Below are 26,677 nucleotides of genomic sequence, written 5' to 3' on the forward strand. Positions count from 1 at the left end.
CGTACGTACGGTGCAATGAGAGGTGCTGGGGGTAACTCCCCACATCTACTCTATTCTATTACTTTCCGATGCAGAAGTGCTTGAAGATATTGTTTAGTGTTTCCTGACTACTGATCTGTCCACCTGTGATTTCGCCAAGTTCCTCCAATACGATTTTCAGGTCTTCTGCAATGATGTCGCCACTCATGCCCATATCCATCGATTCCAATACACGGGAGAGGGATTCGTTGGCACGGATGAGGGCTTCGTAGTGGCGGGCGCTGGTCACGATGACATCGTTTTCTGATATTTCTGGAATGTCGGCTGCTTCTACCAAAGCTTTCTCCAAGAGGGGGATGTTCTCGCCTGTGCGGGCGCTGATGCTCAGGATGCTAATGCTTGCTGGCGAAGACGAGGGTGAAGAGGCAAGGCTGTTCTTGTCTGCCGACTGGGCAGAATAATGGAAAGGAAGTGAGGTTGGGTCGAACGAGAGAGCATCGATCTTGTTGAATACCATCAGCAGTTTTTTGCCTTGGTTCTTTTTCTCCATCTCATCAATTTCTGATTCTGCAGGCAGTTCATCGAGGAGCCAGATGATGATGCGGGCCTCTTCCATCTTCTGGAAGGTACGCTCGATGCCGATGTTCTCCACCACATCGTTGGTCTTGCGGATTCCGGCAGTGTCGATGAAGCGGAAGGTGATGCCGTCGATGAGGGTGGTGTCTTCTATCACGTCACGCGTGGTGCCGTGGATGTCGCTCACGATGGCTTTTTCTTCGTGGAGCAGTCGGTTGAGCAAGGTGCTCTTGCCCACATTGGTCTTGCCCACGATGGCTACAGGGACGCCCTGCTTGATGGCATTTCCCGTCTCGAAAGAGTGGGCAAGGGTATTGATGCGGCGCTCTATCTCTTCGGCAAGAGCTCGCAGGTCGCTGCGGTCGGCAAACTCCAGTTCCTCGTGGTCGCTGAAGTCGAGTTCCAGTTCAAGCAGCGAAGTCATCTTCAACAGTTTTTCGCGTAGTCGTGTCAGCTCGTTGCTGAAATGTCCCTTCAACTGGCTCATTGCCATGTGGTGGGTGGCCTTGTTGGTTGAGGCTATCAGGTCGGCCACGGCTTCAGCTTGCGACAGGTCCATCTTTCCGTTCATATAGGCACGGCGGGTGTATTCGCCTGGTTCAGCCTGTCGACAGCCCACTTCTGTGAGCCGTAGTAAAACCTGTTGAAGAATGTATCTGCTGCCGTGACAGGAAATCTCCGTGGAGTCTTCTCCCGTGTAACTGTGGGGTGCCCTGAATACGCTAACGAGCACGTCGTCGATGGTTTTTCCGTCCTTATCTTTGATTTCGCCATAATGTAGGGTATTGGCTTTAGCCCCGTTCAGAGGTTTGCCGCTGGCTGATGTGAAAACCTGGTCGGTGATGGTAATGGCGTTGTTACCGCTGAGTCGGATGATTCCGATGGCACCGCCGGCTGGGGTTGCCAGGGCACAGATACATTCTTCTGAGTTTGTCATTTATCTATCCTTTTTATATATTTTCTTTTTTTTAATTTTTACCTTTTTACTTTTTTACCTTTTTACCTTTAAACTATATTCTATCGAGCACTACTTTGATGAGGTTGTCGATGGTACTCTTGTATCCAGTATTGGCACTGAGGGCACGTCGGTTGGCGATGACCATGCAGCAGGTGAGCGCCTTGTGTCCGAGGAGCAGTGACAGTCCGGCAAGAGCCGAACTCTCCATCTCGAAGTTGTTGACACGCAGACCGTTGTATTCGAACGCCTCAATCTTCGCATTCAGCTCAGGGTCGGCCAAAGGTGCACGCAGTTCTCTGCCCTGTGGACCATAGAATCCGCCGCAGGCGATGGTGATTCCTCGCACCATGTCATCGGCGGCAATGCGATCGAGGAGTTCCGGATTGTTGTCCACGCAGTAGGGATTGCCTATCTGGTCGTTCCATTTCACCTGTCGTTTGAATTCCTTCTCTGTGTCAAGGTCGCAGATTTCATTGCGGCGTGCATAGAAGTTGATGAGTCCGTCGAAGCCGATACTTTTCTGTGAGGCAACGAAGGTTCCGGCAGGGCAGTTGAGCTGCAAGCCTCCACAGGTGCCTATGCGCACGAGGGTGAGTGTGGTGTGTTCGGGCTTCTCAGTACGTGTCTTGAAGTCGATGTTTTTCAGAGCGTCGAGCTCGTTCACCACGATGTCAATATTGTCGCATCCTATTCCTGTGCTCTGTACGGTGATGCGTTTGCCCTTATAGGTGCCGGTAATGGCATGGAATTCACGGCTTTCCACCTCGCACTCTTTCTCTTCGAAGTGGGATGCCACGAGGCTTACACGGCCAGGGTCGCCAACGAGAATCACCTTGTCAGCGAGCTGTTCAGGACGCAGATGGAGGTGGAAACAACTTCCGTCCTCATTGATAATCAATTCAGATTCTGCAAAATACTTACTCATAATCTACATGTTTTTTGTCGTTAATAACGTTGGATTGTTCACGGTTATTACTGCAAAGATAGATAAAATCTTTTTTAATTCAAAAGCCTTTGTGCTTTTTTATATTGAAAGTTTCTTAAATAAAGGAAATAAGTGCCATTTTTAATATTATTTAGAGTGTGATATTCGTTTTTTTCTCCCTAAATGTTTACTTTTGCGTTCGATTTTGCGCGGCAAGGGCTTTCTGCAGTACCTGTTGGCGCAAGTAAACAGGTAAACCGACTAATGGAATATACAACAAAAACAGAATAGTATTATGGCAGAATCTATTGACATCCGCGAGCTCAACATCCGGATAGAACAACAAAGCCAGTTTGTCACCAATCTGGTGATGGGCATGAACAAAGTGATTGTAGGACAGAAACATCTTGTAGACTGTCTCCTAATAGGTCTTCTGAGCGATGGCCACATCCTGCTCGAAGGCGTACCTGGTCTGGCAAAGACCTTGGCCATCAAGACCCTCTCTCAGCTTATCAGCGCTGACTTCAGCCGCATTCAGTTTACTCCCGACCTGTTGCCTGCCGACGTGGTGGGTACACAGATCTATTCTCAGAAGGACGAGACCTTCCATGTGAAGAAGGGTCCAGTGTTTGCCAACTTCGTATTGGCAGATGAGATCAACCGTGCTCCTGCCAAGGTGCAGAGTGCGCTGCTCGAGGCGATGCAGGAGCATCAGGTCACCATCGGCGACGAGACTTTCCGACTGCCCAGTCCGTTCCTTGTAATGGCTACGCAGAACCCAATAGAGCAGGAGGGAACCTATCAGTTGCCCGAGGCACAGGTGGACCGTTTCCTGCTCAAGGTCATCATCGACTATCCTACACTTGAGGAAGAGAAGCTCATCATCCGTGAGAACATCGCCGGAGGTCTTCCCGAGGTACATCCCGTCACCACAGCCGACGAGATACTGAAGGCTCGCCAGATAGTGGGCGAGGTTTACATCGACGAGAAGATAGAGCAGTACATTGCCGACATCGTCTTTGCCACCCGTTATCCCGAGCGTTACGGTCTGTCCGACATCAAGGATATGATTACCTTTGGCGGCAGTCCACGTGCCAGCATCTCTCTTGCCAAGGCAGCCAGGGCTTATGCTTTCATCAAGCACCGCGGCTATGTGATTCCTGAGGATGTACGTGCCGTGGCTCACGACGTGCTCCGCCATCGTGTGGGACTCTCCTACGAGGCAGAGGCTTCCAATGTGACCAGCGAGGAAATCGTGAGCCGCATAATTAATAAGGTGGAAGTACCTTGATTTTGAGGAATAAGTAATAAATGGACACACAAGATATCTTAAAGAAAGTACGCAAGATCGAGATCAAGACTCGCGGTCTCAGCCAGAATGTCTTTGCAGGCCAGTATCATTCGGCCTTCAAGGGCAGGGGTATGGCCTTCGCCGAGGTGAGGGAGTACCAGTATGGCGACGACGTGAGAGACATCGACTGGAATGTGACCGCCCGTTTCCATCGTCCCTTTGTCAAGGTGTTCGAGGAGGAGCGCGAGCTTACCGTGATGCTGTTGGTCGACGTAAGTGGCTCGCTCGACTTCGGTACCACACGGCAGATGAAGCGCGACATGGCTACCGAGATTGCAGCCACCCTGGCCTTCAGCGCCATTCAGAACAACGATAAGATAGGTGTCATCTTCTTCTCCGACCGAATAGAGAAATACATCCCGCCCAAGAAGGGCCGCAAGCACATTCTCTACATCATCCGCGAGATGCTCGATTTTCATCCTCAGAGCCAGCGCACCGACATCGGTGTGGCTTTGGAGTACTTCACACGGGTGATGAAGCGCCATTGCACAGCCTTCGTCATCAGCGACTTCTTCGATGACAAGGACTTTCAGCATCCCCTTCAGATTGCCAATCAGAAGCACGATGTGGCTGCCATTCAGGTGTACGATCCACGTGCCAAGGCGTTGCCCGACATCGGACTCCTCAAGGTGTGCGATGCAGAGACAGGTCACGAGATGTATATTGACACCAGTTCCAGGAAACTGCGTCAGGCGCATACACGCCACTGGATGATGCGCGAGCAGCTGTTGCGCGAAACCTTTGCCAAGAGCAAGGTCGACTGGACGGCTGTCGCCACCAACGAAGACTTCTCACGTGCTCTGCTCAACCTGTTCATGCAGCGGGGCTGAAAAGCGGAGAAGTAAACCAATAGGGAAAAGAAAAATGACGAAACAGAAGAATATTATCATCATGATGCTTGCCTTCCTGACTCTGTTGCCAGTAGGGTCGGCAGCCCAGGAGGTGGTGCAGAAACTCGACTCTCTGCAGATCCTGATAGGCGAGCAGACGAAGCTTCATCTCAAGGTCACCGCTGCCAAGGGTGCCAAGGTGGTGCTGCCTTCGTTCAAGCCGTCACAGATGCTCACTCCGGGCATCGAGGTGGTGGAGCAGAGCGATGCCGACACCGCCGAGCTCGACGGCGGCAGGCTACAGATAAGCCGCGACTATACGCTCACCTCTTTCGACGAGAAGGTCTACGCTGTTCCAGCCCTTCAGGTCAAGGTCAACGGCAAGACCTGTCAGGGCAACCCGTTGGCGCTCAAGGTGCTCACGGTGCCTGTGGATACGGTACATCCCAACCAGTTCTATCCCCCCAAGGACGTACAGGACAATCCCTTCCTATGGAGTGAGTGGAGTCCTCTGTTCTGGCTCAGCATTCTGGTACTCTTACTCTTCGGTGTCATGCTGTGGCTCTGGCAGCGCCTCCGTCAGAACAAACCTATCGTGATTCGTATGCGCATCGTGAAGCGTGTGCCAGCCCACGAGAAGGCGCTCAGCGAGATCAATGTCATCAAGCAGCAGCACACCGAGTCGCAGGAGACCCAGAAGGAATACTACACCCGCCTCACCACCACGCTGCGCGAGTACATAGAGCAGCGCTTTGGCTTCCGTGCCATGGAGATGACCAGCGGCGAGATTATAGAGCATCTGCAGTCGGCTGGCGACCAGAAGATGATTGACGAGTTGAAACAGCTCTTCCGTACAGCCGACCTCGTGAAGTTTGCCAAGTACGAGACCTTCCTTGGCGAGAATGACGCCAATCTGGTCAACGCCATCAACTTCATCGACCAGACGAAGACCAACGAGCAGACCGTCGAGGAGAAGGTAGCTTCCGAGCTTACCGACCAGGATCGCAAGACGCGCAGTCAGCGCAAGCTCATCAAGGCTTTGCTCTGGGGTGGAGCGATTGTCATGGCAGCCATCACCGCCTACGTGATCTATGGTGTCTGCATGCTGCTGATGTAGGAGTATAGAATAAAAAAGAATAATATTATAAAAACATGGAATTTGCAAGTAAAGCATATTTTCTGTTGCTCCTGTTGCTGATACCTTATATATTATGGTATTTCCTGTACAGGAAGAAGAACGAGCCTACCATGAGGCTGAGCGACACCCGGCAGTTTGCCTATGCTCCCAAGAGCCTGCGCCAGCGCCTTGTCCATTTGCCCATGATGCTCAGATGTCTGTGCTTCGTGCTCATCGTCTGTGCGATGGCTCGTCCGCAGAGCCACAACTCCTGGGACAACAAGACGGTGGAGGGCATCGACATCATGATGGCGATGGACGTCTCTACCTCTATGTTGGCAGAAGACTTGAAACCCAATCGTATGGAGGCTGCCAAGGATGTGGCTCACGAGTTTATCTCGGGCCGTCCCAACGACAACATCGGTCTTACCATCTTTGCTGGTGAGGCCTTCACCCAGTGTCCTATGACCACCGACCACGCCAGTCTGTTGCGACTGTTGCAGGACACCCGTACCGACATTACTGCCCGTGGACTCATCGACGACGGAACGGCGGTGGGTATGGGTCTCGCCAATGCTGTCAGCCGACTGAAGGACTCCAAGTCCAAGAGCAAGGTGGTCATCCTCCTGACCGACGGCAGCAACAACACCGGTGACATTTCGCCAATGACGGCCGCCGAGATAGCCAAGAGCTTTGGCATCAGAGTCTACACCATCGGTGTGGGAACCAACAAGGTGGCTCCTTACCCTATGCCCACAGCGGCTGGCGTTCAGTATGTCAACATGCCTGTGGAGATTGACACCGAGACACTCAGGGACATTGCCCGTACCACTGATGGCAACTTCTATCGCGCCACCAACAACGCCGAGCTGAAGCGCATCTACCATGACATCGACAAGTTGGAGAAGACGAAGATGAACGTCACCCATTTCGCCAAGCGCTACGAGGCTTATCAGCCTTTTGCCCTGGCAGCCCTGTTGGTACTGCTCGTGGAGATACTGCTTCGCATCACCTGGCTCAGAAGAATACCGTAGTGGGAGGGGGAGAAGAGCTAACGTTCAATAAAGAATTCAATCGTAAAGAATATGCTAAGATTTGAAGATCCAATATATTTGTGGCTGCTGTGGATGTTGCCGGTACTCGTACAGGTGAGGTTCATAGGATGGCGAAGGAGAAGAGCCAAACTCCGAAAGTTTGGCGATCCGGAGCTGTTGAAAGCCCTCATGCCCAATGTGTCATCTTATCGCCCCACGGTGAAGTTCGGCTTGCTGCTTGCAGCCTTAGCCCTGCTCATCCTCATGGTGGCGCGTCCGCAGATGGGCAGCAAGATTTCTCACGACAAGCGTCAGGGCATAGAGACCATCATCTGTCTCGACATCTCCAACTCGATGTTGGCAGAGGATGTGGCGCCTTCGCGACTCGACAAGAGCAAGATGCTGGTGGAGAACCTGGTCGACAAGTTCACCAACGACAAGATAGGTCTCATCGTCTTTGCCGGCGATGCCTTCGTGCAGTTGCCTATCACCAGCGACTACGTGTCTGCCAAGATGTTCCTGCAGAACACCACGCCGTCACTCATCCAGACCCAGGGCACCAACTTTGCTGCAGCCATCGACCTGGCTACCAAGAGCTTCACCCAGCAAGACCATGTGGGACGCGCCATCATCGTCATCACCGATGGCGAGAACCATGAGCCGGGAGCCGAGGATGCTGTCAAGGCAGCCAAGCAGAAAGGCATCAATGTCTTCATCCTGGGAATAGGAAGCACCAAGGGAGCCCCCATTCCTATGGGCGACGGCTCTTATCTCAAAGACCGTGAGGGCAACACCGTGAAGACTGCCCTCAACGAGCAGATGTGCCGACAGCTGGCTCAGGCTGGCAGCGGACAGTATATTCACGTCGACAACACCAGCGATGCGGAACAGGCACTCAACGACGACCTCTCCAAGTTGCAGAAGGGCGAGACCGACACCGTCATCTATAGCGAGTACGACGAGCAGTTCCAGGCTGTAGGCATCCTGGTCATCCTCCTTCTCATCCTCGACATCTGCATGCTCGAGGTGAAGAATCCACTTCTCCGCAACGTGAAGTTCTTTACACATTAAATATTAATCGAAATGTATCTAATTTATCATATCATACCGACCCTGCGACTGCGCAGGCTGTGCTTGCTGTTGGGGCTGCTCCTCGTCAGTACGGTTGCAGCACTGGCACAGAACGACCGCACCTTCATCCGTCAGGGCAACCGCCAGTACAGGGCACGCAAATGGACGGCTGCCGAGGTGCAGTATCGCAAGGCGATAGCCCGCAATGCCAACAATCCACAGGCGGTCTACAACCTGGGCTGTGCGCTCATGATGCAGCAGAAAGACTCGCTCGCCATGCAGCAGTTTGCCAAGTCTGCCGACTTGCAGACCACCAACAAGATACGCCGTGCCAAGAGTTTCCACAACATGGGCGTCATCATGCAGAACCATCAGGAGTTTGCCAAGGCGATAGAATGTTACAAGATGGCGCTGCGCAACAATCCTCAGGACAACGAGACCCGCTACAACCTGGCGCTCTGCAAGCATCAGCTGAAGAATCAGAAGAACCGGCAGAACCAAAACAAGAACAAGAGCGGCAACGACAAGAACAACAAGGACAAGCAGAACAAGAAGAATAAGGATCAGAACAAGGATCAGAACAAGAACAAGGATCAGAACAAGCAGAAAAATAATCAAAACAAAGATAAGAACAACCAGTCACAGAAGCCCGAGCAGGACAAGATGAGCCGTGACAATGCCGAGCAGTTGCTCAATGCAGCCGTGCAGCAGGAGAAGGCCACCAAGCAGAAGATGCAGAAGGCGATGAGTCAGCCACGACGCAGGCAGTACGACAAGAACTGGTAAAACAATAAGCAAACATCATTTCATTATGAAGCAAATAGAATGGTACACATTGATGATATTCGTGATGCTGGGTCTGGCGGAGGAAGCCAAGGCGCAGCGTGTAGCGGTATCAGCACCAACACATGTTGCTGCTGGCGAGAACTTCAGAGTTGCCTATACGGTCAACGCCCGTGAAGTGGAGGAGTTCCGTATGGGCAATGTGCCCGATGGACTGGAGGTGATAGCCGGACCCTACACCTCTTCGCAGTCGAGCTATCAGGTGGTCAACGGCCACACCAGCTCTTCTTCCTCTTTCACCATCACCTACACGCTCTATGCAGGCAAGGCTGGAACTTATACCATCGGTACCTCGCATGCACTGGTTTATGGCAAGAAGCTCGCAGCCCATCCTGTCAAGATCACCGTCTCGGGCCATGCTCACAACTCTGGCGGAGCACCCAGGATGCACAACGATGATGCCGATGAGCCTCGCATGCGTCAGGCGGGTTCTGCCATCTCGGGCAAAGACCTCTTCATCAAGGTCACTGCCAACAAGAAGCGTGTGCACGAACAGGAGCCTGTGCTCCTTACCTATAAGGTCTATACACAGGTCGACCTTACCCAACTCGACGGTAAGATGCCCGATCTGAAGGGCTTCCACTCTCAGGAGGTGCCACAGCCACAGCAGAAAGTGCTTCACACCGAGGTCATCAACGGCCGTCCTTACCGTTGTGTCACCTGGAGTCAGTACGTCATGTATCCTCAGATGACGGGCAAGCTCGAGATTCCGTCCATCACCTTCAAGGGTATCGTGGTTCAGCAGAACCGCAATGTCGACCCCATCGAGGCTTTCTTCAATGGCGGCTCGGGTTATGTGGAGGTGCATAAGTCTATCAAGGCGCCTGGCATTACCATTCAGGTGGACCCGCTGCCTGCACGTCCTGCCAACTTCTCGGGTGGAGTAGGCCGCTTCAATATCTCTGCCACGCTCGACAAGAACGACGTGAAGGCTGGCGATCCCATCAACATCCGTGTGGTAGTGGGAGGCATCGGAAACCTGAAACTCCTCAAACAGCCTGTGCTCAACCTGCCGAAAGACTTCGACCAGTATGACGCCAAGATCACCGACAAGACCAAGCTCACCCAGAACGGTGTGGAGGGCAACATGGTTTACGACTTCCTCGCTGTTCCGCGCAATCAGGGCAAGTACACCATTCCATCGGTAGAGTTCACCTACTACGACACCAAGACCAATGCCTACCGCACCATCAAGACCCAGCCATTCACCCTCACCGTGGAGCAGGGCGACGGCTCAGACGGTTCGTCGTCGGCCAACTACAGCAATGCCGACAAGGACATTCATGCCCTGAAGTTGGGCAAGAGCAAGCTTTGCGACATCGACGATATGTTCTATGGCAGCTTTGGTTATTGGACGAGTCTGATGGTGCCTCTCATCGCCTTCATCGGTCTGCTCATCGCCTTCCGCCGCCGTGCCATCGAGAATGCCGACATCGTGAAGATGCGTTCCAACAAGGCCAACAAGATAGCCACCAAGCGACTCAAGAAGGCACGCACCCTGATGATGGCCTGCAAGCAGGGCGAGTTCTACGACGAGGTGCTCAGAGCCTTGTGGGGCTACGTCAGCTACAAGCTCAATATGCCTGTCGAACAGCTCTCGCGCGAGAATATTCAGGATAAGCTGTTGGTTCACTCCGTTGATGCCGACACCATAGAGAAGTTTACCCAGGCTCTCGACGAGTGTGAGTTTGAGCGCTATGCTCCTGGCGACCCTGCCGGCAATATGAACAAGACTTTCGATTCAGCCATGACTGCTATTATGGAAATAGAGAATGCCATCAAGGCTGCCCGCAAGCAGGGCAAGAAGACTTCTGCCCGTCAGGGCGACTATACCTTCGGTGTGGTGCTGCTGCTCATCTTCATGGGCTTCAGCCTCTCTGCCTCTGCTGTCACCAAGCAGAACGCCGACACCGAGTACACCAAGGGCAACTATCAGCAGGCCATCAAGGACTATGAGGACCTGCTCAAGAACGGAGTTTCGCCCGAGGTCTACTACAACCTCGGCAATGCCTATTATCGCACCGACAACATCACCAAGGCTGTCCTGGCTTACGAACGTGCCCATCTGCTGTCGCCCGGCGACGAGGACATCAACTTCAACCTGCAGTTTGCTCGCAGCAAGACCATCGACAAGATCACTCCTGTCAGCGAGATGTTCTTCGTCACCTGGTACAAGGCGCTGGTCAACTTCACCAGTGTCGACAACTGGGCCAAGACGGGCATCCTGTCCATCATCCTTGCCTTGGTATTGGTGCTGGTCTATCTCTTCGCGCCCCAGTTGCTGTTGCGCAAGGTCTGCTTCTTCGGCGGCATCCTCTTCTTTGTCGTCTTCCTCTTGAGCTCGCTCTTTGCCTATCAGCAGAAACAGATACTCGTCAACCGCACGGGTGCCATCATCGTGGCTCCTACGGTCAATGTCAAGAAGACTCCTTCCCGACAGAGCGCCGACCAGTTTGTCATTCATGAGGGAACGCGTGTCGACATCACCGACCGCTCTATGGATGGCTGGCGTGGCATCCACCTGGCAGATGGAAGAGATGGATGGATAGAAACCAAACAACTGGAGGAAATATGATGTTTGTCTCATGTCTTCTCACCGATCTTGAGGTGCTCCACTTCTTCAATGGAAGCGACAATCTGTTCATCGACCAGTTGGCGCTCGTCCTTACGTCGGGGCTCACCTGGATACCGCTTTATCTCACCCTCTTCTACATCATTGTGCGCAACAATGAGACGATGGCGCAGATTGGTCTGGCGGTAATGGGAGCACTCGTCTGTGTGGCTCTTTCCGAGGGTATCACCGATGGCGTGGTAAAACCCTTGGTGGAACGATGGCGCCCCAACAACGACCCCATCCTGAAATATTCCATTCAGGTGGTGGGCAACCTTCGTGGCAGTGGCTACAGCTTCTTCTCGGCTCATGCAGCCAACACCATGTCGATAGCGATGTTCTTCTCGCTCCTCATGCGTGGCAAGCGCCTCGCCATCGCCCTCTTCTCGTGGTCACTGCTCAACTGCTGGACACGCCTGTATCTCGGCATGCACTATCCCTCCGACATTCTCTGCGGACTCCTCGTGGGTGCTGTCATCGGTGTCGTGTGCTACATAGGTTATCTGAAACTGTATTACAAGGTGTCACCCCACATCACATATATCTCCGACCAGTACACCCCCACGGGTTACGACCACGACGATATCGACAAGATACTCTGCATTCTGGCTTTCACCCTGGTCTATGCCTTCTTGCGGGCGATAGTCATGGCTGGAGGAGTGTAACATTAAAATTCAATCATAATGGATACAAAACATATAAAAATTACCGATTACAATTACCCCCTTCCTGATGAGCGCATTGCCAAGTTCCCCTTGGCGCAGCGCGACCACTCCAAACTCCTTCTCTACCGTCATGGTGAGGTAGGCGAGGATGTGTTCTATCATTTGCCTGAATACCTGCCCAAGGGCGGACTGATGGTTTACAACAATACCAAGGTGATTCAGGCGCGTCTGCATTTCCGCAAGGAGACGGGTGCCCTGATAGAGGTCTTCCTCATGGAGCCTGCCGATCCTACCGACTATGAGCTCATGTTCCAGACGACTGGACATTGCTCATGGCTCTGCATGATAGGCAACCTGAAGAAGTGGAAGGAGGGCAGTCTGAAGCGCGACTTCGAGATCAAGGGCCATCAGCTTACACTCTCTGCCACCATGCGCCGTGGCGACGCCTTAGGCTCGGAGGCTGCCTCTATGGTGGCGAAGGGTGGTGGTACCAACTATTGGGTCGACTTCGACTGGGACAACACGCAGGTCTCCTTTGCCGAGATTCTCGAGACTGTGGGCGAGTTGCCTATTCCGCCTTATCTCAACCGTGCCACCGAGGAGAGCGACAAGACTACCTATCAGACGGTTTACTCGAAGATAAAGGGCAGTGTGGCTGCTCCTACTGCCGGACTTCATTTCACCGATGCCGTATTGCAGGACATCGACCGCCATGGCATTGAGCGTGAGGAGGTTACCCTTCATGTGGGCGCTGGTACTTTCAAGCCGGTGAAGAGTCTTGAGATAGAGGGCCACCGCATGCACACCGAGTATATCGTGGTGCACCGTCATACGTTGGAGAAGCTCCTGCAGCACCATTGCGAGGTGATTGCTGTGGGTACTACGAGTGTGCGAACCATCGAGAGCCTGTACTATATGGGCGTTTATCTGCTCTCTCACCCCGAGGCGACAGAAGACGATCTGCACGTCAACCAGTGGGATCCTTACGAGTTGTCGGCAGATGGCGGTTTGGTGAATGCCATTCAGCCTTCTCAGGCGATACAGGCCATCATCGACTATCTCGACCGCAATGGTCTGGAGGCTTTGCACACCAGCACGCAGATCATCATTGCCCCCGGCTATCAGTATAAGATAGTGAAGATGCTTATCACCAATTTCCATCAGCCTCAGAGCACTCTTCTCCTCCTCGTCAGTGCCTTCCTCCATGGCGACTGGAAGAAAGTGTACGACTACGCCCTGGCTCACGACTTCCGTTTCCTGAGTTATGGTGACTCTTCGTTGTTGATTCCGTAATTCATTGCGTGGTTAATGGTTAATGACTGAAGTTGAGTAAAGGAGATTTCTCTGAGCGAGACAGGGGATTGTGGGAGCGAATGTGACGATTGCCACATTCGCTCCCATGTTTTTTGCATTCGCTCCCATGAATCTCTGTTTCGCTCCCATGAACGTCAGATTCGCTCTGGCAGAATCGTCTGTATTCCTTTAGCAGAGTGGGCTCTCTGCTTCTTTCTATTTCTACATCTTTGGGCATATGTTTGTTGTTTATTCAAGTTTCGCAAGCTCAGTAGTTAAAGGAGTTAAAGGAGTTATCGCTCCCTACGGTCGCTGAGGAGTTAAGACAACAGTCTTTTTGGCGTAGTTTTTTAAGCAGCAAGACATACGTCTTAACTCCTTAACTTCCTTAACTCCTTTAACTTCCTGATATGCGAAAGTTCAGTTGTTTAGATTTCGATTGCAAAGTTCGGTATTTTTTTTGGAATACTCGGTGCACCTCTATGACGTGCACTATTGTTAAATCCGTTAAGAAAATAAAAGGTTTTTATACACATTGGGAGGTATTTTGCCATTCTGCCGTTTTGCCACCCAATTGGAACAATCCTTATAAATGTGGACAAAAATGCGGGCAAAACCCATCCGTTCCCCCTTATTATCAATACTTTATCTCACTTTTCTCGCGTTGTTTATATATAAATGTTGAAATGAATCGGCACGGCAGCAGTTTTGGTAGCAATAACTGTTCAAAAAGGGTAGTAAATTCTGTTTTTTCGCATTTTTGTAAAAGATGGGTTTTAGCCTAAAAAGATAGGGTGCCCATTTTTGCCCACCCCCGATTTGGGCCGCAAAAAAAGCCTGTTTTTTGCCTCCGTTCCAAGGTTTTGGGCATGTTGCCCACATGTTTTTTCGTTTTCTTTTACATCGATTTTGTGTTTTTCTTCATGATTTTTGCATATTTTCCCATTTATTTGTCAAATTTTCTGCTTGAGCAAACGCAAATTGGCAGATTTCGGGAGTAATTTGCTGTGTTTCTGATGATCATCTCATGTAAATTTCGCAGAAAAAAGAGAGAAAATGATGGCAATTTGAGAAAATAATCGTAAATTTGCAATTGTAAACCAAAGATTCTGGAAGATGGTAGAGATAAACGATAGAAGATTGCCTGTAGGCATCCAGTCTTTTGAGAAAATCAGAGAGGGTGGCTACCTGTACGTTGACAAGACAGATATTATCTGGCAGCTTGCCAACAGAGAGAAAACGTATAATTACCTGAGCCGCCCACGCCGCTTTGGTAAATCTGTCCTCGTTGATACACTCGAAGCTTATTTCTTAGGCAAGAAGGAACTCTTCGAGGGACTGAAGATCATGCAGATGGAGACGGAATGGGTGAAGCGTCCTGTCATCCGGCTGGATATGAGTCGTGCAGGTGCTGCACCGGAAAGTGTGCGGAGCTATCTGGACAATGCCTTCCATCAACTTGAGTCGGAGTATGATATTGCTGTACGACAGGACAGTTCTCTTGCCGACCGTTTTGATGCTATCATTCAGACTGCATACAATAAAACCGGGCTTCAGGTGGCCATTCTCATCGACGAATACGACTCGCCCTTGCAACATTCCTGGAAAACTCCGCAGCATGAAGCATGTACTGCTGTTTATCGTGAGGTGTTTGCCATCCTCAAGGCAGATGACAAATACGAGAAGTTTGTCTTCATCACAGGTATCACCAAGTTTACGCAAATCTCTCTCTTCTCTGTGCTCAACAATCTGAGCAACATCAGTTTTGAGCCAAACTATGCCGCCATTTGCGGTATTACCAAGGAAGAAGTCTTGCGTGATTTCAAGCCGGAAATCAATAAATTGGCTGAATACGAAGGTTGGACTTTCGACGAAGCTGTGGCACAACTGACAGCCTACTATGATGGCTATCATTTCAGTCGCCGCAACATGGTGGATGTATTCAATCCCTTCAGTCTTATCAATGCCCTGTCAGATTCTGACCTGAAGAACTACTGGGCTTCATCAGGTGCAACCTCCATGTTGCCTAAGTTTGTGGATAATATGGAACTCAAACTACGTAATTTTGACCCTTGTACCATTCTTCGCCAAACCATCGAGACCTCTGATGTGACAGGTGGTGGAGCAGAACTGTTTCTCTATCAGTCCGGTTACCTTACGATAAAGGGTTACCAGATGGGAGTTTATATTCTGGGATTCCCTAACAGTGAGGTAAGACAAGCGCTTTATGAGACTGTGTTGCCTGCCCTGACTCTGCGAGGCAACTCTGATATCCAATCAATTCAATCAGATTTGTTGCTTGCCATTCAGCTTGGCAATCTTCCCGAAGCCATGAAATGCCTGAAAGCCCTCATTGCGGATGTGCCCTACAGCAACAAGAAGCTCGCCAGTATGGACATGGAGGAGCGTTATCGCTTGATTATGAGCACCATATTCAATGCCATCGGTTGCAGGGTGGAAGTGGAAAAGATGATTGCTACGGGCAGGATAGACATGGTGGTGGAAACCACCCAATACATCTACGTTCTGGAGTTGAAGTTGAGCGACAATGGTGGTGTGGATGCTGCAGCAGAGCAAATCAGAGCCAAGCAGTACGCCGAGCCTTTCAAGGCCGACAAGCGCAAGGTCATCGCCCTCGCCATAGAGTTGGATGATAGGGGAAAGGGATTGGTAGATTGGAAGGAAGTGTTTTAAGGTAACTGAATTAAAAGGAAGGGACAGATAAGCTCTCACGCAGATTCCTCAGATTTTTGAAGCAACTTTCTTAGATAAATCCTTGTTGGTTTCAAAATAAAAACGTAATTTTGCATAAGATATCCTGCATTGGGCAATCTGAAAGATAGCTTTCATTGCGCTCGATAGTGCTATCTTTGCATAAGATTTTAGAAAACAAACGATAATGGAACAGGTAGAAGAAAGATATATTAGTTTGCTAACCGACTTTGGTTTCAAGCGAATTTTTGGATCGGCTCCCAATAAGGATTTGCTGATTTGTTTTCTCAACAGCTTGTTTAATGGTAAACAGGTTGTGAAGGATGTGTCGTATCTTAACCCGGAGCATGTGGGCGATGTCTACACCGACCGCAGAGCCATCTTTGATGTATATTGTGAGGGCGAAAACGGTGAGAAGTTCATCGTTGAGATGCAGAACGCTTATCAGACGTATTTCAAGGACCGCTCCCTGTTCTATTCCACATTTCCTATTCGAGAACAGGCACCCAAGGGGGATGACTGGGATTTCAAACTGAATCATGTCTATACCGTTGCGTTGCTCAATTTCAGCATGAACGACGATGCCTTCGACAAGGAAAAAATCCGTCATCATGTGCAGTTGTGCGACACAGCTACTCACAAGGTCTTTTATGACAAGCTTGAGTTCATTTATGTCGAGATTGCGAAGTTCGATAAGAAGCTGGATGAGTTGCAGACGCTTTACGAGAAGTGGCTCTATGCACTGAAGAACCTCTATAAGCTTAGTCAACGACCTAAAGAACTGTGCGACAAGGTTTTCGACCGCCTCTTCGAGGAAGCAGAGATAGCCAAGTTTTCTCCGCTGGAAATGCGGGAGTATGAAGCCAGTAAAAAGGCTTATCGTGACATTAAGAATTCCGTGGATACAGCCAAGCGCGAAGGAATCGCTGAAGGCATGGAGAAGGGCATGAAGCAAGGCATGGAGAAGGGTATGAAGCAAGGCATGGAGAAGGGTATGAAGCAAGGCATGGAGAAGGGTATGAAGCAAGGCATGAAGCAAGGCATGGAGAAAGGTCTTGAGCAGCGAAGCCTTGAGATTGCCAGAAAGATGCTGGCAAAGGGAATGGATGCAGCGTCGGTGATGGAAATTACTGGTCTGTCGGCGGAGCAGATGCAGCAGCTGAAAGCTTAATGACTAACAGAGATTTCTCGGTAAGTCATTGAGACATCTCTGTGACTTGCCGAGATGTACTAACTTCCTTACATGCGAACCTTTTGATATGAATGCCAGTGTAAACGTTTGCGCAGTTTTTTGCGCAAAAAATACCTTGTATTCGTATCTTGCTTTTTACATTTTTTATATATTTGCAGCGAAAAAGAAAAGTGAACCAATAAAATCGCCTACGGGCGTTGCAGAAAAGGACTGCAATTCATTAAACGGAAATATTGAGCAAAGGAAAATTGTTGTTTCTAACTAACTTATTATTCTTTCAATGAAGAACAATGTAGTTATCCATACCGATGGAATTCCTTGGCTTAGGAAAACAAGGAAAGTAAAACTTAACGGAAATGACGAGTTAACTAAAAGCTAAATAAATGGTTTAAAACTATAAAAATATGAAGAAAAGATTTACATTAATGATGATGGTGTTGTGCTTCTTAATGAGCATACCACTAAAAATGATGGCACAGACTGGGACTTATGAAAAGCTGTACCTCATAGGTGGACTTACTGGTACATGGGATACTGGCACAAGTCGTCCATTTGCAACAACCGATGGTAAAACCTACGAATATGTATTCGATGCCGACTACACAAACACTTTTACTGGAGAATCAGCCGATTTTTATTTTCGTGTAAAGATTGGATCACAGCAGTATCAACCTCAAACTAACGATGCTTCTGTAGGAACGGAATTAACAAGCGCGATTAAAGGCAGTAGTAATGCATGGAAACTTACCATGACAAAGGGTAAGTCTTATACTTTGATTTTCGATTTAACGAATAAGCAGATTAAATACTCTGAGGGTGGTTCTGAGGTCGTTACTAAGGTAATTAAATTATTGAATGGTTCTACTGAGGTGACAGGTTCTAACGGAAAGTACACTCTCGATTTGAGCAGTGCAACTTCTGATGCAACAATTACTCTTAATATCGGTGGCGCAGATTATGGTTTGACTACTGCTAAAACTATTGATGCAGTTGGAACCACATCAGATATCGCCTTCACAACAGAAGGAACAAAAGCCTTAACGTTGAAGGCAGGTTTTATCTATTCTATCACTGTAACAGATGAAGGAAAGATGACTGTTGTTGCAAGTGTTGACACAACTAAAAATAATCCTCTCCCTAAACGTACCTATACCCAAGGCTACTATCTTGCAGGAAACTTCTTCACCTTCAGCGGGGAACATGTAACCTATGATGATGCTGTGTTCAAGTTCCAGCAGCAGAAGAAAGATAAAGACGGTAATGCTGTATATATGGTAGAGATTCCTGCTTCTCTTACTGCTCATGCTCAGGTGATGAGTGTTGATGAGTTTGGTAAGCCTAAGAAAGTGTATGGTCCTGGTAGTGCTTTTGGCATTAGCTATTCTTGTCCTACTACTATTGAAGCGATTAAAACAGGCCAGTTGAAGCTTGCAGGTTCTGATCCTGAAACATTTAATGAGGGTACCAACTATTGGGATATAGTATCGCGTAATCATAGCGAAACAGAATATTCTGATGGTATGTATGAGGTGTCTATCACTGTGGATAAAACAACAGGCGAGCCATCTAAGTGGGAGTTTAAGCATATTGGTAACAAGCGTGTGGCTTTCTTTATTAGCGATGCTAAGAATGCGACAGCCATGTCATTATACGATACATACAAGAAAAACGATAAGCAGTTTAGTAATGCATTCTTTGGTTCTGTCAATCTCTCTGCTGGACATTCATATTACGTTATATCCAATTACATAATGAATAAGGATTATGTAAACAAAACAAATGAACTATATAAAGAAGAATTAAGTTCTAAATATGACGCCCATTACCCTGATGGCAATGTTGTTCATTGTCCTACCACTAATAAGTTGTTCTTGTTGGGTAACGGAGGTTATGTTTTTGAAGAAGCAAACGATCATAATCAGTTCTCTCCTAACGAAGAACCAATGAAGCCATCTTCGGATATGCAAGGTTCTCTTATCATTCGGTATAACTGTTCTAATGGTAATGGTGATGAGGCAAAGAAGCACCTTGGTATTCGTGGTCAGGTGATTATTTCTAATACTCGTGCGACAATTATCTCTGTATCTATGGTAGGTGATGCTATCCCTGGTACTTTTAAAGTTGATAAAACAACAGGCGAAACAGTTTGGGATTATGCATCTACAGCAGCCGATATGACATACGATGAAACAGAGAAGTGCTATAAGGTGACAATCGTGACAAAAGCCGCTGATGGCGAGAAGAAGTTCAGATTTGTTGGTAACCACACTCAGAAAATCAACTGGCACGAGGATTCTACCACCGATCCTAAAATGAAGGCAAAGACACCTTTAGATGGTAATGGCGAAGGTCATGAAGCAGCTTCTTACGATCCTAACAGGGTGAACTATACTGAGAAGAACGAAAATTCAGAAGCAGATTGGGATATCATCTGGAACCGTCCTGCAGGTCGCTGGACAGTACGTCTCTTCTTCTATACCCGTAATGATGGTAATGAAAACGCTGTCACCGACTACTACTACACCATCTCTGCGAACACGGAGTTGGAGTTGCGTGACTTCGAAAACGTGGTTTACAAGAGCTTAGACAATAAACGTATCATTCAGAATAGAGGTAGCTATAAGTATTTCAGAACCTGGAGTGCGGTTAAGGCTTGGAAGATTTCTAAGGATGTAGATATTTTCGTAGTAGATGGAAAGACAGAGGGTACAGATGGTAAAGCGAAGTTCACTCTCAAGAAGGTTAATGCCGATCTTACAAATACATATAACGTAATTCCTTCTGAGACAGGTGTAATCTTGGCTACCAAGAAGACGGCTGCCGATATAGATGGTCACGCTGAAGAGCGTGAGCGTGCTTCGCTTACTTCTTACAACACCATGGTGATTCCGATGGAAGAGTATAACCCTAACACGGAAACAACTTCTACCGACTATGTAGGTACTAAGTATACAGGTCCAAATCTTCTGTTGCCGCTCATCACAGCTCAGGTGGTTCCTACTAAGGAAGTTAAGGAAGGTGTAACCTACCACAACTATCTCTTCGGTTTCTATAATGCCAAAAAGGGTTTGGGTGTTACAACAGGCTATGAAGATAATGAGTTCCTCATGGGTTTCTGGATTTCTAAGGGCACAGGCGCTTTCTATAACAACAGTGCTTACTTGCCTATCGCTGAGACTGATGTTAACAAGATGGGTTGTTTGGGAGTAAGCCATAATGACTACACTCCTTCTGGAGCTAAGAAAGTTCCAGCACTCTTCTTCGACTTTGCCAATGTTGATGGTACAACAGGTATCGATGAGGTGGTGAACACCACAGTTAAGAATCATGATGGTAAGTATTACACTCTGAGTGGTCAGCAGGTAGAGAAACCTACAACGAGTGGTGTTTATATCCACAATGGCAAGAAGTTTGTAGTCAAATAAGAATATAGATTGTAGAATGTTGAACGTGATATCGAATATGAAAATGAAAAAGATATATATAAAACCAAGTGTTTCAGTTTGTTTTGCAGTCTTAGACCCCATCTTGCAATCTACCTCTACTGGTGGTCTTGTTATGGATCAAAATGATGATGGTGGTTCTTGTGCTAAGAAGAATGATTTTACCGATGATTTCTTCGATGACACTACTTGGCCAAAGGACAAATCGCCATGGGACTAAGGCTATAAGAAATAAGTGAATAATGTAAAATTATTTAAGGGTTTGTTTGATTAGTTAAATTTATCACTATTATCAATAAAGAGGGCTGCAGAGATGCAGTCCTCTTTTCTGTTATCACTCCCTTTGGTCGTTAGAAGTTATAGCCAACAGCCTTTTTGGTTGAAGATTTAGCTGTAAAGCATATGGCTTTAACTTCTCTAACTTCTTTAAATTCTTTAACTTCTGAACTTGCGAAACTTGAGTATAATATCGAAGCCGCTTTCATATTTCGAGGCTTTTCTATTCAAAAAGTTTATGCTTTAGTAACGACAATATATAAATGGTTGGATGCTGCAAAAAAATAACATGTTGAAAGTTTGCCTTTTCCAAATCTTTTCCTTAACTTTGCATCGTGAAGTTATTTTCATAGAAATCATATATGGGAGAAACTAATAATAGAATATTACCTGTAGGCATACAGTCTTTTGAGAAAATTCGAAAGGAAGGTCTGCTCTATGTTGACAAGACAGAGATTATCTGGAATCTTGTTAATAGCAATAAAACATATAATTACCTGAGCCGTCCAAGACGTTTCGGTAAATCATTGTTGGTGGATACTTTGCAGGCTTATTTCGAGGGTAGAAAGGAACTTTTCGAAGGACTGAAAATCATGGATTTGGAAAAGGAATGGGTGAAGCGTCCTGTCATCCGACTGGATATGAGTCAGGCAGGAGCTACACCGGAAGGTGTGCGGAGCTATCTGGACAATGCCTTCCATCAACTTGAGTCGGAGTATGATATTGCTGTACGACAGGATAGTTCTCTTGCTGTAAGATTCAAGAATATCATTGAGGGTGCATACAATAAAACTGGGTTTCAGGTGGCGATTCTCATCGACGAATACGACTCGCCCTTGCAGCATTCCTGGAAAACTCCTCATCATGAAGATTGTACCTCTATCTATCGTAGTGTTTTTGCTATTCTCAAAGCTGATGACGCATACGAGAAATTTGTCTTCATCACGGGTATTACCAAGTTTACTCAAATCTCCTTGTTCTCGGTTTTGAACAATTTGAGTAATATCAGTTTTGATCCTCCTTATGCTGCTATCTGTGGTATTACGAAAGAGGAAGTGGTGAACAATTTCATGCCTGAAATTGAGGTTATGGGAGAACACAATGGTTGGACTCCGGAAGAAACGATTCTGCAGTTGAAGGCTTATTATGACGGTTATCATTTCTGCAAGAACAGTCCTGTTGATATTTTCAATCCGTTCAGTCTGCTCAATGCTTTGGCTGATAAAGAACTGAAAAACTACTGGGCTGCTTCTGGTGCTACGTCTTTATTGCCTAAGTTTGTCAGTGATATGGAAATTCAGTTGGAGCATTTCGATCATTGCTATATTGACCGTGATACTTTGGAGACTTCTGATGTTTCTGATGGAGGAACAGAACTCTTCCTTTATCAATCCGGTTATCTGACCATCAAGGATTATGATGAGGGTGTTTATACTTTAGGTATTCCTAACTTTGAAGTAAGGAAAGCGCTCTACAAAATAGTAGTACCGGCTTTGACTTTGAAGACAAAAGCTCAGGCTATTACCACACAGAATATTCTTTTAAAGATGATGCAAGATGGTAATCTTGATGAAGCCAAGAAAGCCCTGAAGGCTTTGATAGCTGATGTGCCCTATAGCAATAAAAAGTTGGCAAGCAAGGATATGGAAGAACGTTATCGTCTTATCATTAGTACCATTTTTAATGCTATAGGTTTCAAGGTTGAAGTAGAAAAGCAAATCTCTACTGGCAGGATAGATATGGTGGTTTTTACTCGTCGTATTATTTATGTGTTTGAGCTTAAACTTACTAATAATGGTGGTGTTAAGGCGGCTGAGCATCAGATAAAAGACAGACAGTATGTTGAACCATTTAAAGCTGATGGTCGAAAGGTTATAGCTTTGGCTGTTGAATTGGATGATATGGGTAAGGGACTCATCGATTGGAAAGAAGTTAATTAGCATGAATGCTATGTTACAATAGTTTTTCGGTTAAAATATTAGAGGGTGTGTCATAAGCTTCTTAGGATTTTTTTATGACACACCCTCTTTGAATTATGCAAGCTTTTTAGTAGAAATCTTTGAAATATTCCATGCAATCGATTGCGTAATAATATTTTACGTTATGATGCAATCGATTGCACATAATTATTCGTTCTTTTTTGCATATATTCTATCACCTTATATATATAATGAGTAACTTTGTAGCAACGAAAGATATTAACAATCAACTAACTAACATAGATATTCATCACTAACTAAAAATTAAATAACCAGTCTATCAAATGAGGAAATTTACATTTAGGCTATGGGCAGTCCTTATGCTCATGTTGGTCTCCTTGCAGACGATGGCAACGGATACGTTTACCAGCAATCGTACTGACTTCCGAGACGAAAGTATCTATTTCATGATGACCACTCGTTTCTACGATGGTGATACAGGTAACAATGTGCTCTGCTGGGACAACCAGTCAGCGCAGATTGAAACAAAAGACCCTTGCTGGCGAGGCGACTTCCAGGGTGTCATCGACAAGCTCGACTACATCAAGGCATTGGGTTTCACTGCCATCTGGATTACACCAGTAGTGCAGAACGCGTCCGGTTATGATTACCATGGTTATCATGCCATGGATTTCCAGCATGTTGACTGCCGTTATCAGAGCAGCGATGGTAGCAAGGACGGTGACGCCATGTTCCAGGAACTCGTCGACAAGGCACATAAAAAGGGTATCAAGATTATCCTCGACATCGTGCTCAACCATACCGGTAACTTCGGTGAGCAGACACTCTGCAAGGAGTTTGACCGTAATACCGACTTGGAAACTCAGGCACTCATCAATGCTTGTATGATTCCTAACGAGGAGAAGTTGGGTTCCGACTACCTTACAAGTGTCCCTTATGAGCAGTATCAGCGTCGTCTTGGCTTGTTGAAGAACGTCCGTGGTAAGAACGAGGATGTTCACAACTACTGGCACCACTTTGGTGACTTCAACTGGGATTATCCTAACCGCTGGTGGGCTCAGATTGCAGGCGACTGCGTCGATCTGAACACCGAAAACGACTACGTAGCAGATTATCTCGTAAAGTGCTACGGCAGTTTCATCAAGATGGGTGTCGATGGATTCCGTATCGATACATCCGGTCACATCTCACGTCTTACCTTCTGCAAGCAGTTCATTCCTCAGTTTACAGTCCTCGGTAAGCAGTATGAGGACAAGCGATTGAACAAGGCACCTTTCTTTATGTATGGTGAGGTTTGCGCCCGTTACAGTGATGTCACATACCGTGGTCAGGATAACCTCTCTTGCTATTATTACACATGGCAGGCTCCACAGGACTTGCTCGACAAATGGGATGGCAGCCAGAAATACTGGGATACACAGGTACTCTTTGATAAAGCCAATGGCGGTACAGGTGTGGATGACCATCAGATGGCTCTCTGTGAGTCAGACAATGCCCCAACACCAACAAGCGACAATACCTTTATGGTGAATGGTAAGTGGCATGAGCCAGACTATTCTCAGGCAAGTGGTTTCCATGTGATCGACTTCCCATTGCACTACAACTTCGGTAATGCTGCCGCCGCATACGGTTTGGCAAAGTCAGGTGACAAGAGATATAATGATGCTACCTATAATGTGGTATATGTTGATAGCCACGACTACGGTCCTCAGCAAACCAACGACCAATTCCGTTTCTCTGGTGATGATGCTCAGTGGGCAGAGAATCTCTCTCTGATGTTTACCTTCCGTGGTATTCCATGTCTCTATTATGGTTCTGAGGTTGGTTTCCGTCGCGGTGCTCCGATTGACAGAGGTCCTCACGGTCCTCTTTCAGAAACTGGTCGTGCTTACTTCGGTGGTTACCTCACTGGTGATGTAGAAGCAACTGATTTCGGTGACTACAAGGCAACAGGCAATGTGGCTGCAACATTGAATCATGATGTCGCTCAGCACCTCATCCGTCTGAACAAGATTCGTCAGGCTGTTCCTGCTTTGCGTAAGGGTCAGTGGACCGACGATGGTTGTACTCCTGCCAAGGGTGGTATCGCCTTCAAGCGTGCTTATAAGAATGACAGCTATGCACTCGTAGCCATCAATGGTGGTGCTACATTCACAGATTGCCCTGATGGTACTTATACCGACGTGGTAACAGGCAAGACTTACACAGGTACTACTATCACCGTTGATGCTCCTGCTACTCAGGGTCAGCTCCGTGTTCTCGTGAAGGACTGGAAGGGCGGTCAGATTGGTGAGGATGGTCCTTTCATCTATAATGAGACTCCTAAGTCTAAGTCAGAGGCTGAACAGGCTTACGATGGTCATGAGGAAGATGGTACAACTTGGGTTGAGCCACAGACTAATGAGTTTGGTTTGAAATTCTCTCAGGCTGGTGGTACTTTCCGCACCAATACTGTTACTGTAGAGGTAAGCCTTAGCGGTAAGGCAACTTCTGGTTGGTTCCAGGTAGAAGGTAAGGACAAGGTAGAGTTGGCTCCTGGTGAGACCAAGACATTCACTATCGGTGAAGACATGAACTTCAAACAGACCAAGACTGTAACATGGTATGCTAAGAACGACAAGAGTGAGAAGAATGGTTCTGTATCCTTCACCAAGGTGGATCCTAACGCATCTATCACCGTATATGTAAAGGCAGACAAGGCTCCAACTATCTATGCTTGGGTTCCTGGTACTCCAGCTAAGGAGTTGACAGGTGCATGGCACGGTAGGACCATGGATGGTCCTGAAGAGATTGGTGGTGTCAACTACTGGTACAAGACTTTCGATGGAGTAGAGAGCTTCAATGTGATTCTGAATAATGGTAATGACAAGCAGTCAAGTGACATCACTGGTATCACAGGCGATATCTACTTGGAATACGATGGTGGTTCAAATGTCAAGACGCTCGATGCTCCTGTCAACACTACAGCCAAGGTTACTTTGAGTCCTAACGGTGGTGACTTCGAGAAGACGATTACTGTAACAGCTACCCTCAGCGACAATGCCAAGAGCGGTTGGTATAAGATTGGCGATGGCGAGCAGGTTAATCTGACTCCTGGCAAGCCAGTTACCTTCACTCTCGGTGCTGACATGATGGAAGGCGAGAGCAAGACTGTAACTTGGAGCGCAACTAATGCAGAGGATAAGGCTAAGACTGGTACTGCTACCTTCAACAAGATCAAAGAGGTAGTTATTCCTACTCCAACAGGTATCTTCGCTTACTTCCTCGCTCCTTCAGACTGGAGTAAGGTAAACTGCTGGGCTTGGAGTGATGCAGGCAACTTTACTGGTGGTAACTGGCCAGGTGTAGCATGTACCAAGATCGGTGTGAAGAAGAATGGTTTGGATGTCTGGATGTGGAAGTATGATGGCGATTTGACAACTGCTCCTACTATGATCATCTTCAACAACGGCAGTGGTACGCAGACAAAGGATTTGGAATTCGAAAACGGTGCAGTTTATAACCTTGCCGGTAAGACCAATGAGTCTATCTCAACAGGCATCAACCAGACTGTAGCAGCTCAGAAGGCAGGCGCAGTGAAGATTTACACCCTCTCAGGTGTGAAGGTTGCCGAGGTAAGCAACGCTCAGGATGCTGAGTACATCTTGGCTCCAGGTGCTTATATCTGCAACGGTAAGAAGTTTGTGATTAAGTAACTTTTGATGATTGCAAATTGTCAATATAAATATACGTTTAGTTAATTAGGTTTTATTAAGTGCTATTATAAAAGGGGATTGCAGTGATGCAGTCCTCTTTTTTTGTTTTTCTGTCTGCTGTTTGTCAAGATTTGTGTGTAATCGTTTGCACACGTTTATTCATTCT

The 26,677-nt window shown here is 47.6% G+C and carries 18 protein-coding genes; 16 read left to right on the forward strand and 2 right to left on the reverse strand.

Annotated features, from left to right (window positions below; all coding sequences use genetic code 11):
- Positions 1-58: 58 nt before the first annotated feature.
- A complete protein-coding gene (mnmE, locus tag F7D20_RS06610) occupies positions 59-1,492 on the reverse strand; it encodes a tRNA uridine-5-carboxymethylaminomethyl(34) synthesis GTPase MnmE (RefSeq protein ID WP_158463349.1) in 1,434 nt (477 codons plus the stop codon).
- Positions 1,493-1,565: 73 nt separating this feature from the next.
- Positions 1,566-2,438: a nucleoside phosphorylase gene (locus tag F7D20_RS06615; RefSeq protein WP_158463350.1), complete on the reverse strand. Its 873-nt coding sequence runs from the start codon at positions 2,436-2,438 to the stop codon at positions 1,566-1,568.
- A 295-nt stretch (positions 2,439-2,733) separates the two neighbouring features.
- Between F7D20_RS06615 and F7D20_RS06620 the strand changes: the two genes are divergently transcribed.
- The 16 genes from F7D20_RS06620 (at position 2,734) to F7D20_RS06700 (ending at position 26,511) form a co-directional block, all read left to right on the forward strand.
- On the forward strand, positions 2,734-3,729 hold the full coding sequence (locus F7D20_RS06620) for an AAA family ATPase (RefSeq protein ID WP_022251736.1): 996 nt from the start codon (positions 2,734-2,736) through the stop codon (positions 3,727-3,729).
- Positions 3,730-3,749: 20 nt separating this feature from the next.
- Positions 3,750-4,619 carry a DUF58 domain-containing protein gene (locus F7D20_RS06625; RefSeq protein WP_158463351.1) on the forward strand — a complete coding sequence of 290 codons (870 nt, stop codon included), beginning with the start codon at positions 3,750-3,752 and terminating at the stop codon, positions 4,617-4,619.
- 34 nt (positions 4,620-4,653) lie between these two features.
- The gene (locus tag F7D20_RS06630; RefSeq protein ID WP_194253510.1) at positions 4,654-5,736 is read left to right on the forward strand and encodes a BatD family protein; all 1,083 of its coding nucleotides are present in this window, start codon (positions 4,654-4,656) and stop codon (positions 5,734-5,736) included.
- A gap of 35 nt (positions 5,737-5,771) precedes the next feature.
- Entirely contained in the window at positions 5,772-6,770 is a 999-nt protein-coding gene (locus F7D20_RS06635; RefSeq protein ID WP_158463352.1) for a vWA domain-containing protein, read from the forward strand.
- 51 nt (positions 6,771-6,821) lie between these two features.
- On the forward strand, positions 6,822-7,841 hold the full coding sequence (locus F7D20_RS06640; protein WP_158463353.1) for a VWA domain-containing protein: 1,020 nt from the start codon (positions 6,822-6,824) through the stop codon (positions 7,839-7,841).
- A gap of 12 nt (positions 7,842-7,853) precedes the next feature.
- Complete coding sequence (locus tag F7D20_RS06645) at positions 7,854-8,627, forward strand: tetratricopeptide repeat protein (RefSeq protein WP_158463354.1); 774 nt, start codon at positions 7,854-7,856, stop codon at positions 8,625-8,627.
- A gap of 25 nt (positions 8,628-8,652) precedes the next feature.
- On the forward strand, positions 8,653-11,259 hold the full coding sequence (locus F7D20_RS06650) for a BatD family protein (protein WP_158463355.1): 2,607 nt from the start codon (positions 8,653-8,655) through the stop codon (positions 11,257-11,259).
- The gene (locus F7D20_RS06655; protein WP_437182656.1) at positions 11,226-11,960 is read left to right on the forward strand and encodes a phosphatase PAP2 family protein; all 735 of its coding nucleotides are present in this window, start codon (positions 11,226-11,228) and stop codon (positions 11,958-11,960) included. Before F7D20_RS06650 ends, F7D20_RS06655 begins: the two co-directional genes overlap by 34 nt.
- Positions 11,961-11,978: 18 nt before the next feature.
- Positions 11,979-13,253, forward strand: a complete 1,275-nt coding sequence (locus tag F7D20_RS06660; RefSeq protein WP_158463356.1) for an S-adenosylmethionine:tRNA ribosyltransferase-isomerase — start codon at positions 11,979-11,981, stop codon at positions 13,251-13,253.
- Positions 13,254-14,369: 1,116 nt separating this feature from the next.
- A complete protein-coding gene (locus F7D20_RS06670) occupies positions 14,370-15,947 on the forward strand; it encodes an ATP-binding protein (protein ID WP_158463358.1) in 1,578 nt (525 codons plus the stop codon).
- 205 nt (positions 15,948-16,152) lie between these two features.
- On the forward strand, positions 16,153-17,136 hold the full coding sequence (locus F7D20_RS06675; RefSeq protein WP_158463359.1) for an Rpn family recombination-promoting nuclease/putative transposase: 984 nt from the start codon (positions 16,153-16,155) through the stop codon (positions 17,134-17,136).
- A gap of 425 nt (positions 17,137-17,561) precedes the next feature.
- On the forward strand, positions 17,562-20,582 hold the full coding sequence (locus F7D20_RS12905) for a hypothetical protein (RefSeq protein ID WP_194253511.1): 3,021 nt from the start codon (positions 17,562-17,564) through the stop codon (positions 20,580-20,582).
- A gap of 43 nt (positions 20,583-20,625) precedes the next feature.
- Positions 20,626-20,820, forward strand: coding sequence for a hypothetical protein (locus tag F7D20_RS06685; RefSeq protein WP_158463360.1), 195 nt, complete (start codon positions 20,626-20,628; stop codon positions 20,818-20,820).
- 155 nt (positions 20,821-20,975) lie between these two features.
- Complete coding sequence (locus F7D20_RS06690) at positions 20,976-21,164, forward strand: hypothetical protein (RefSeq protein ID WP_158463361.1); 189 nt, start codon at positions 20,976-20,978, stop codon at positions 21,162-21,164.
- A 74-nt stretch (positions 21,165-21,238) separates the two neighbouring features.
- Positions 21,239-22,816 (forward strand): ATP-binding protein, encoded by a 1,578-nt coding sequence (locus tag F7D20_RS06695; RefSeq protein WP_158463362.1) that lies wholly within the window; start codon positions 21,239-21,241, stop codon positions 22,814-22,816.
- 323 nt (positions 22,817-23,139) lie between these two features.
- Positions 23,140-26,511: an alpha-amylase family glycosyl hydrolase gene (locus F7D20_RS06700; protein ID WP_158463363.1), complete on the forward strand. Its 3,372-nt coding sequence runs from the start codon at positions 23,140-23,142 to the stop codon at positions 26,509-26,511.
- Positions 26,512-26,677: the final 166 nt, after the last annotated feature.

The sequence above is a fragment of the Segatella copri genome, assembly GCF_009495355.1.
Lineage (GTDB): Bacteria > Bacteroidota > Bacteroidia > Bacteroidales > Bacteroidaceae > Prevotella.

Bases quoted from the DNA above. Each gene is read 5' to 3' on its own strand.
- mnmE (WP_158463349.1), bottom strand. From the start codon at position 1,492: ATGACAAACTCAGAAGAATGTATCTGTGCCCTGGCAACCCCAGCCGGC.
- F7D20_RS06615 (WP_158463350.1), bottom strand. From the start codon at position 2,438: ATGAGTAAGTATTTTGCAGAATCTGAATTGATTATCAATGAGGACGGA.
- F7D20_RS06620 (WP_022251736.1), top strand. From the start codon at position 2,734: ATGGCAGAATCTATTGACATCCGCGAGCTCAACATCCGGATAGAACAA.
- F7D20_RS06625 (WP_158463351.1), top strand. From the start codon at position 3,750: ATGGACACACAAGATATCTTAAAGAAAGTACGCAAGATCGAGATCAAG.
- F7D20_RS06630 (WP_194253510.1), top strand. From the start codon at position 4,654: ATGACGAAACAGAAGAATATTATCATCATGATGCTTGCCTTCCTGACT.
- F7D20_RS06635 (WP_158463352.1), top strand. From the start codon at position 5,772: ATGGAATTTGCAAGTAAAGCATATTTTCTGTTGCTCCTGTTGCTGATA.
- F7D20_RS06640 (WP_158463353.1), top strand. From the start codon at position 6,822: ATGCTAAGATTTGAAGATCCAATATATTTGTGGCTGCTGTGGATGTTG.
- F7D20_RS06645 (WP_158463354.1), top strand. From the start codon at position 7,854: ATGTATCTAATTTATCATATCATACCGACCCTGCGACTGCGCAGGCTG.
- F7D20_RS06650 (WP_158463355.1), top strand. From the start codon at position 8,653: ATGAAGCAAATAGAATGGTACACATTGATGATATTCGTGATGCTGGGT.
- F7D20_RS06655 (WP_437182656.1), top strand. From the start codon at position 11,226: ATGGATAGAAACCAAACAACTGGAGGAAATATGATGTTTGTCTCATGT.
- F7D20_RS06660 (WP_158463356.1), top strand. From the start codon at position 11,979: ATGGATACAAAACATATAAAAATTACCGATTACAATTACCCCCTTCCT.
- F7D20_RS06670 (WP_158463358.1), top strand. From the start codon at position 14,370: ATGGTAGAGATAAACGATAGAAGATTGCCTGTAGGCATCCAGTCTTTT.
- F7D20_RS06675 (WP_158463359.1), top strand. From the start codon at position 16,153: ATGGAACAGGTAGAAGAAAGATATATTAGTTTGCTAACCGACTTTGGT.
- F7D20_RS12905 (WP_194253511.1), top strand. From the start codon at position 17,562: ATGAAGAAAAGATTTACATTAATGATGATGGTGTTGTGCTTCTTAATG.
- F7D20_RS06685 (WP_158463360.1), top strand. From the start codon at position 20,626: ATGAAAAAGATATATATAAAACCAAGTGTTTCAGTTTGTTTTGCAGTC.
- F7D20_RS06695 (WP_158463362.1), top strand. From the start codon at position 21,239: ATGGGAGAAACTAATAATAGAATATTACCTGTAGGCATACAGTCTTTT.
- F7D20_RS06700 (WP_158463363.1), top strand. From the start codon at position 23,140: ATGAGGAAATTTACATTTAGGCTATGGGCAGTCCTTATGCTCATGTTG.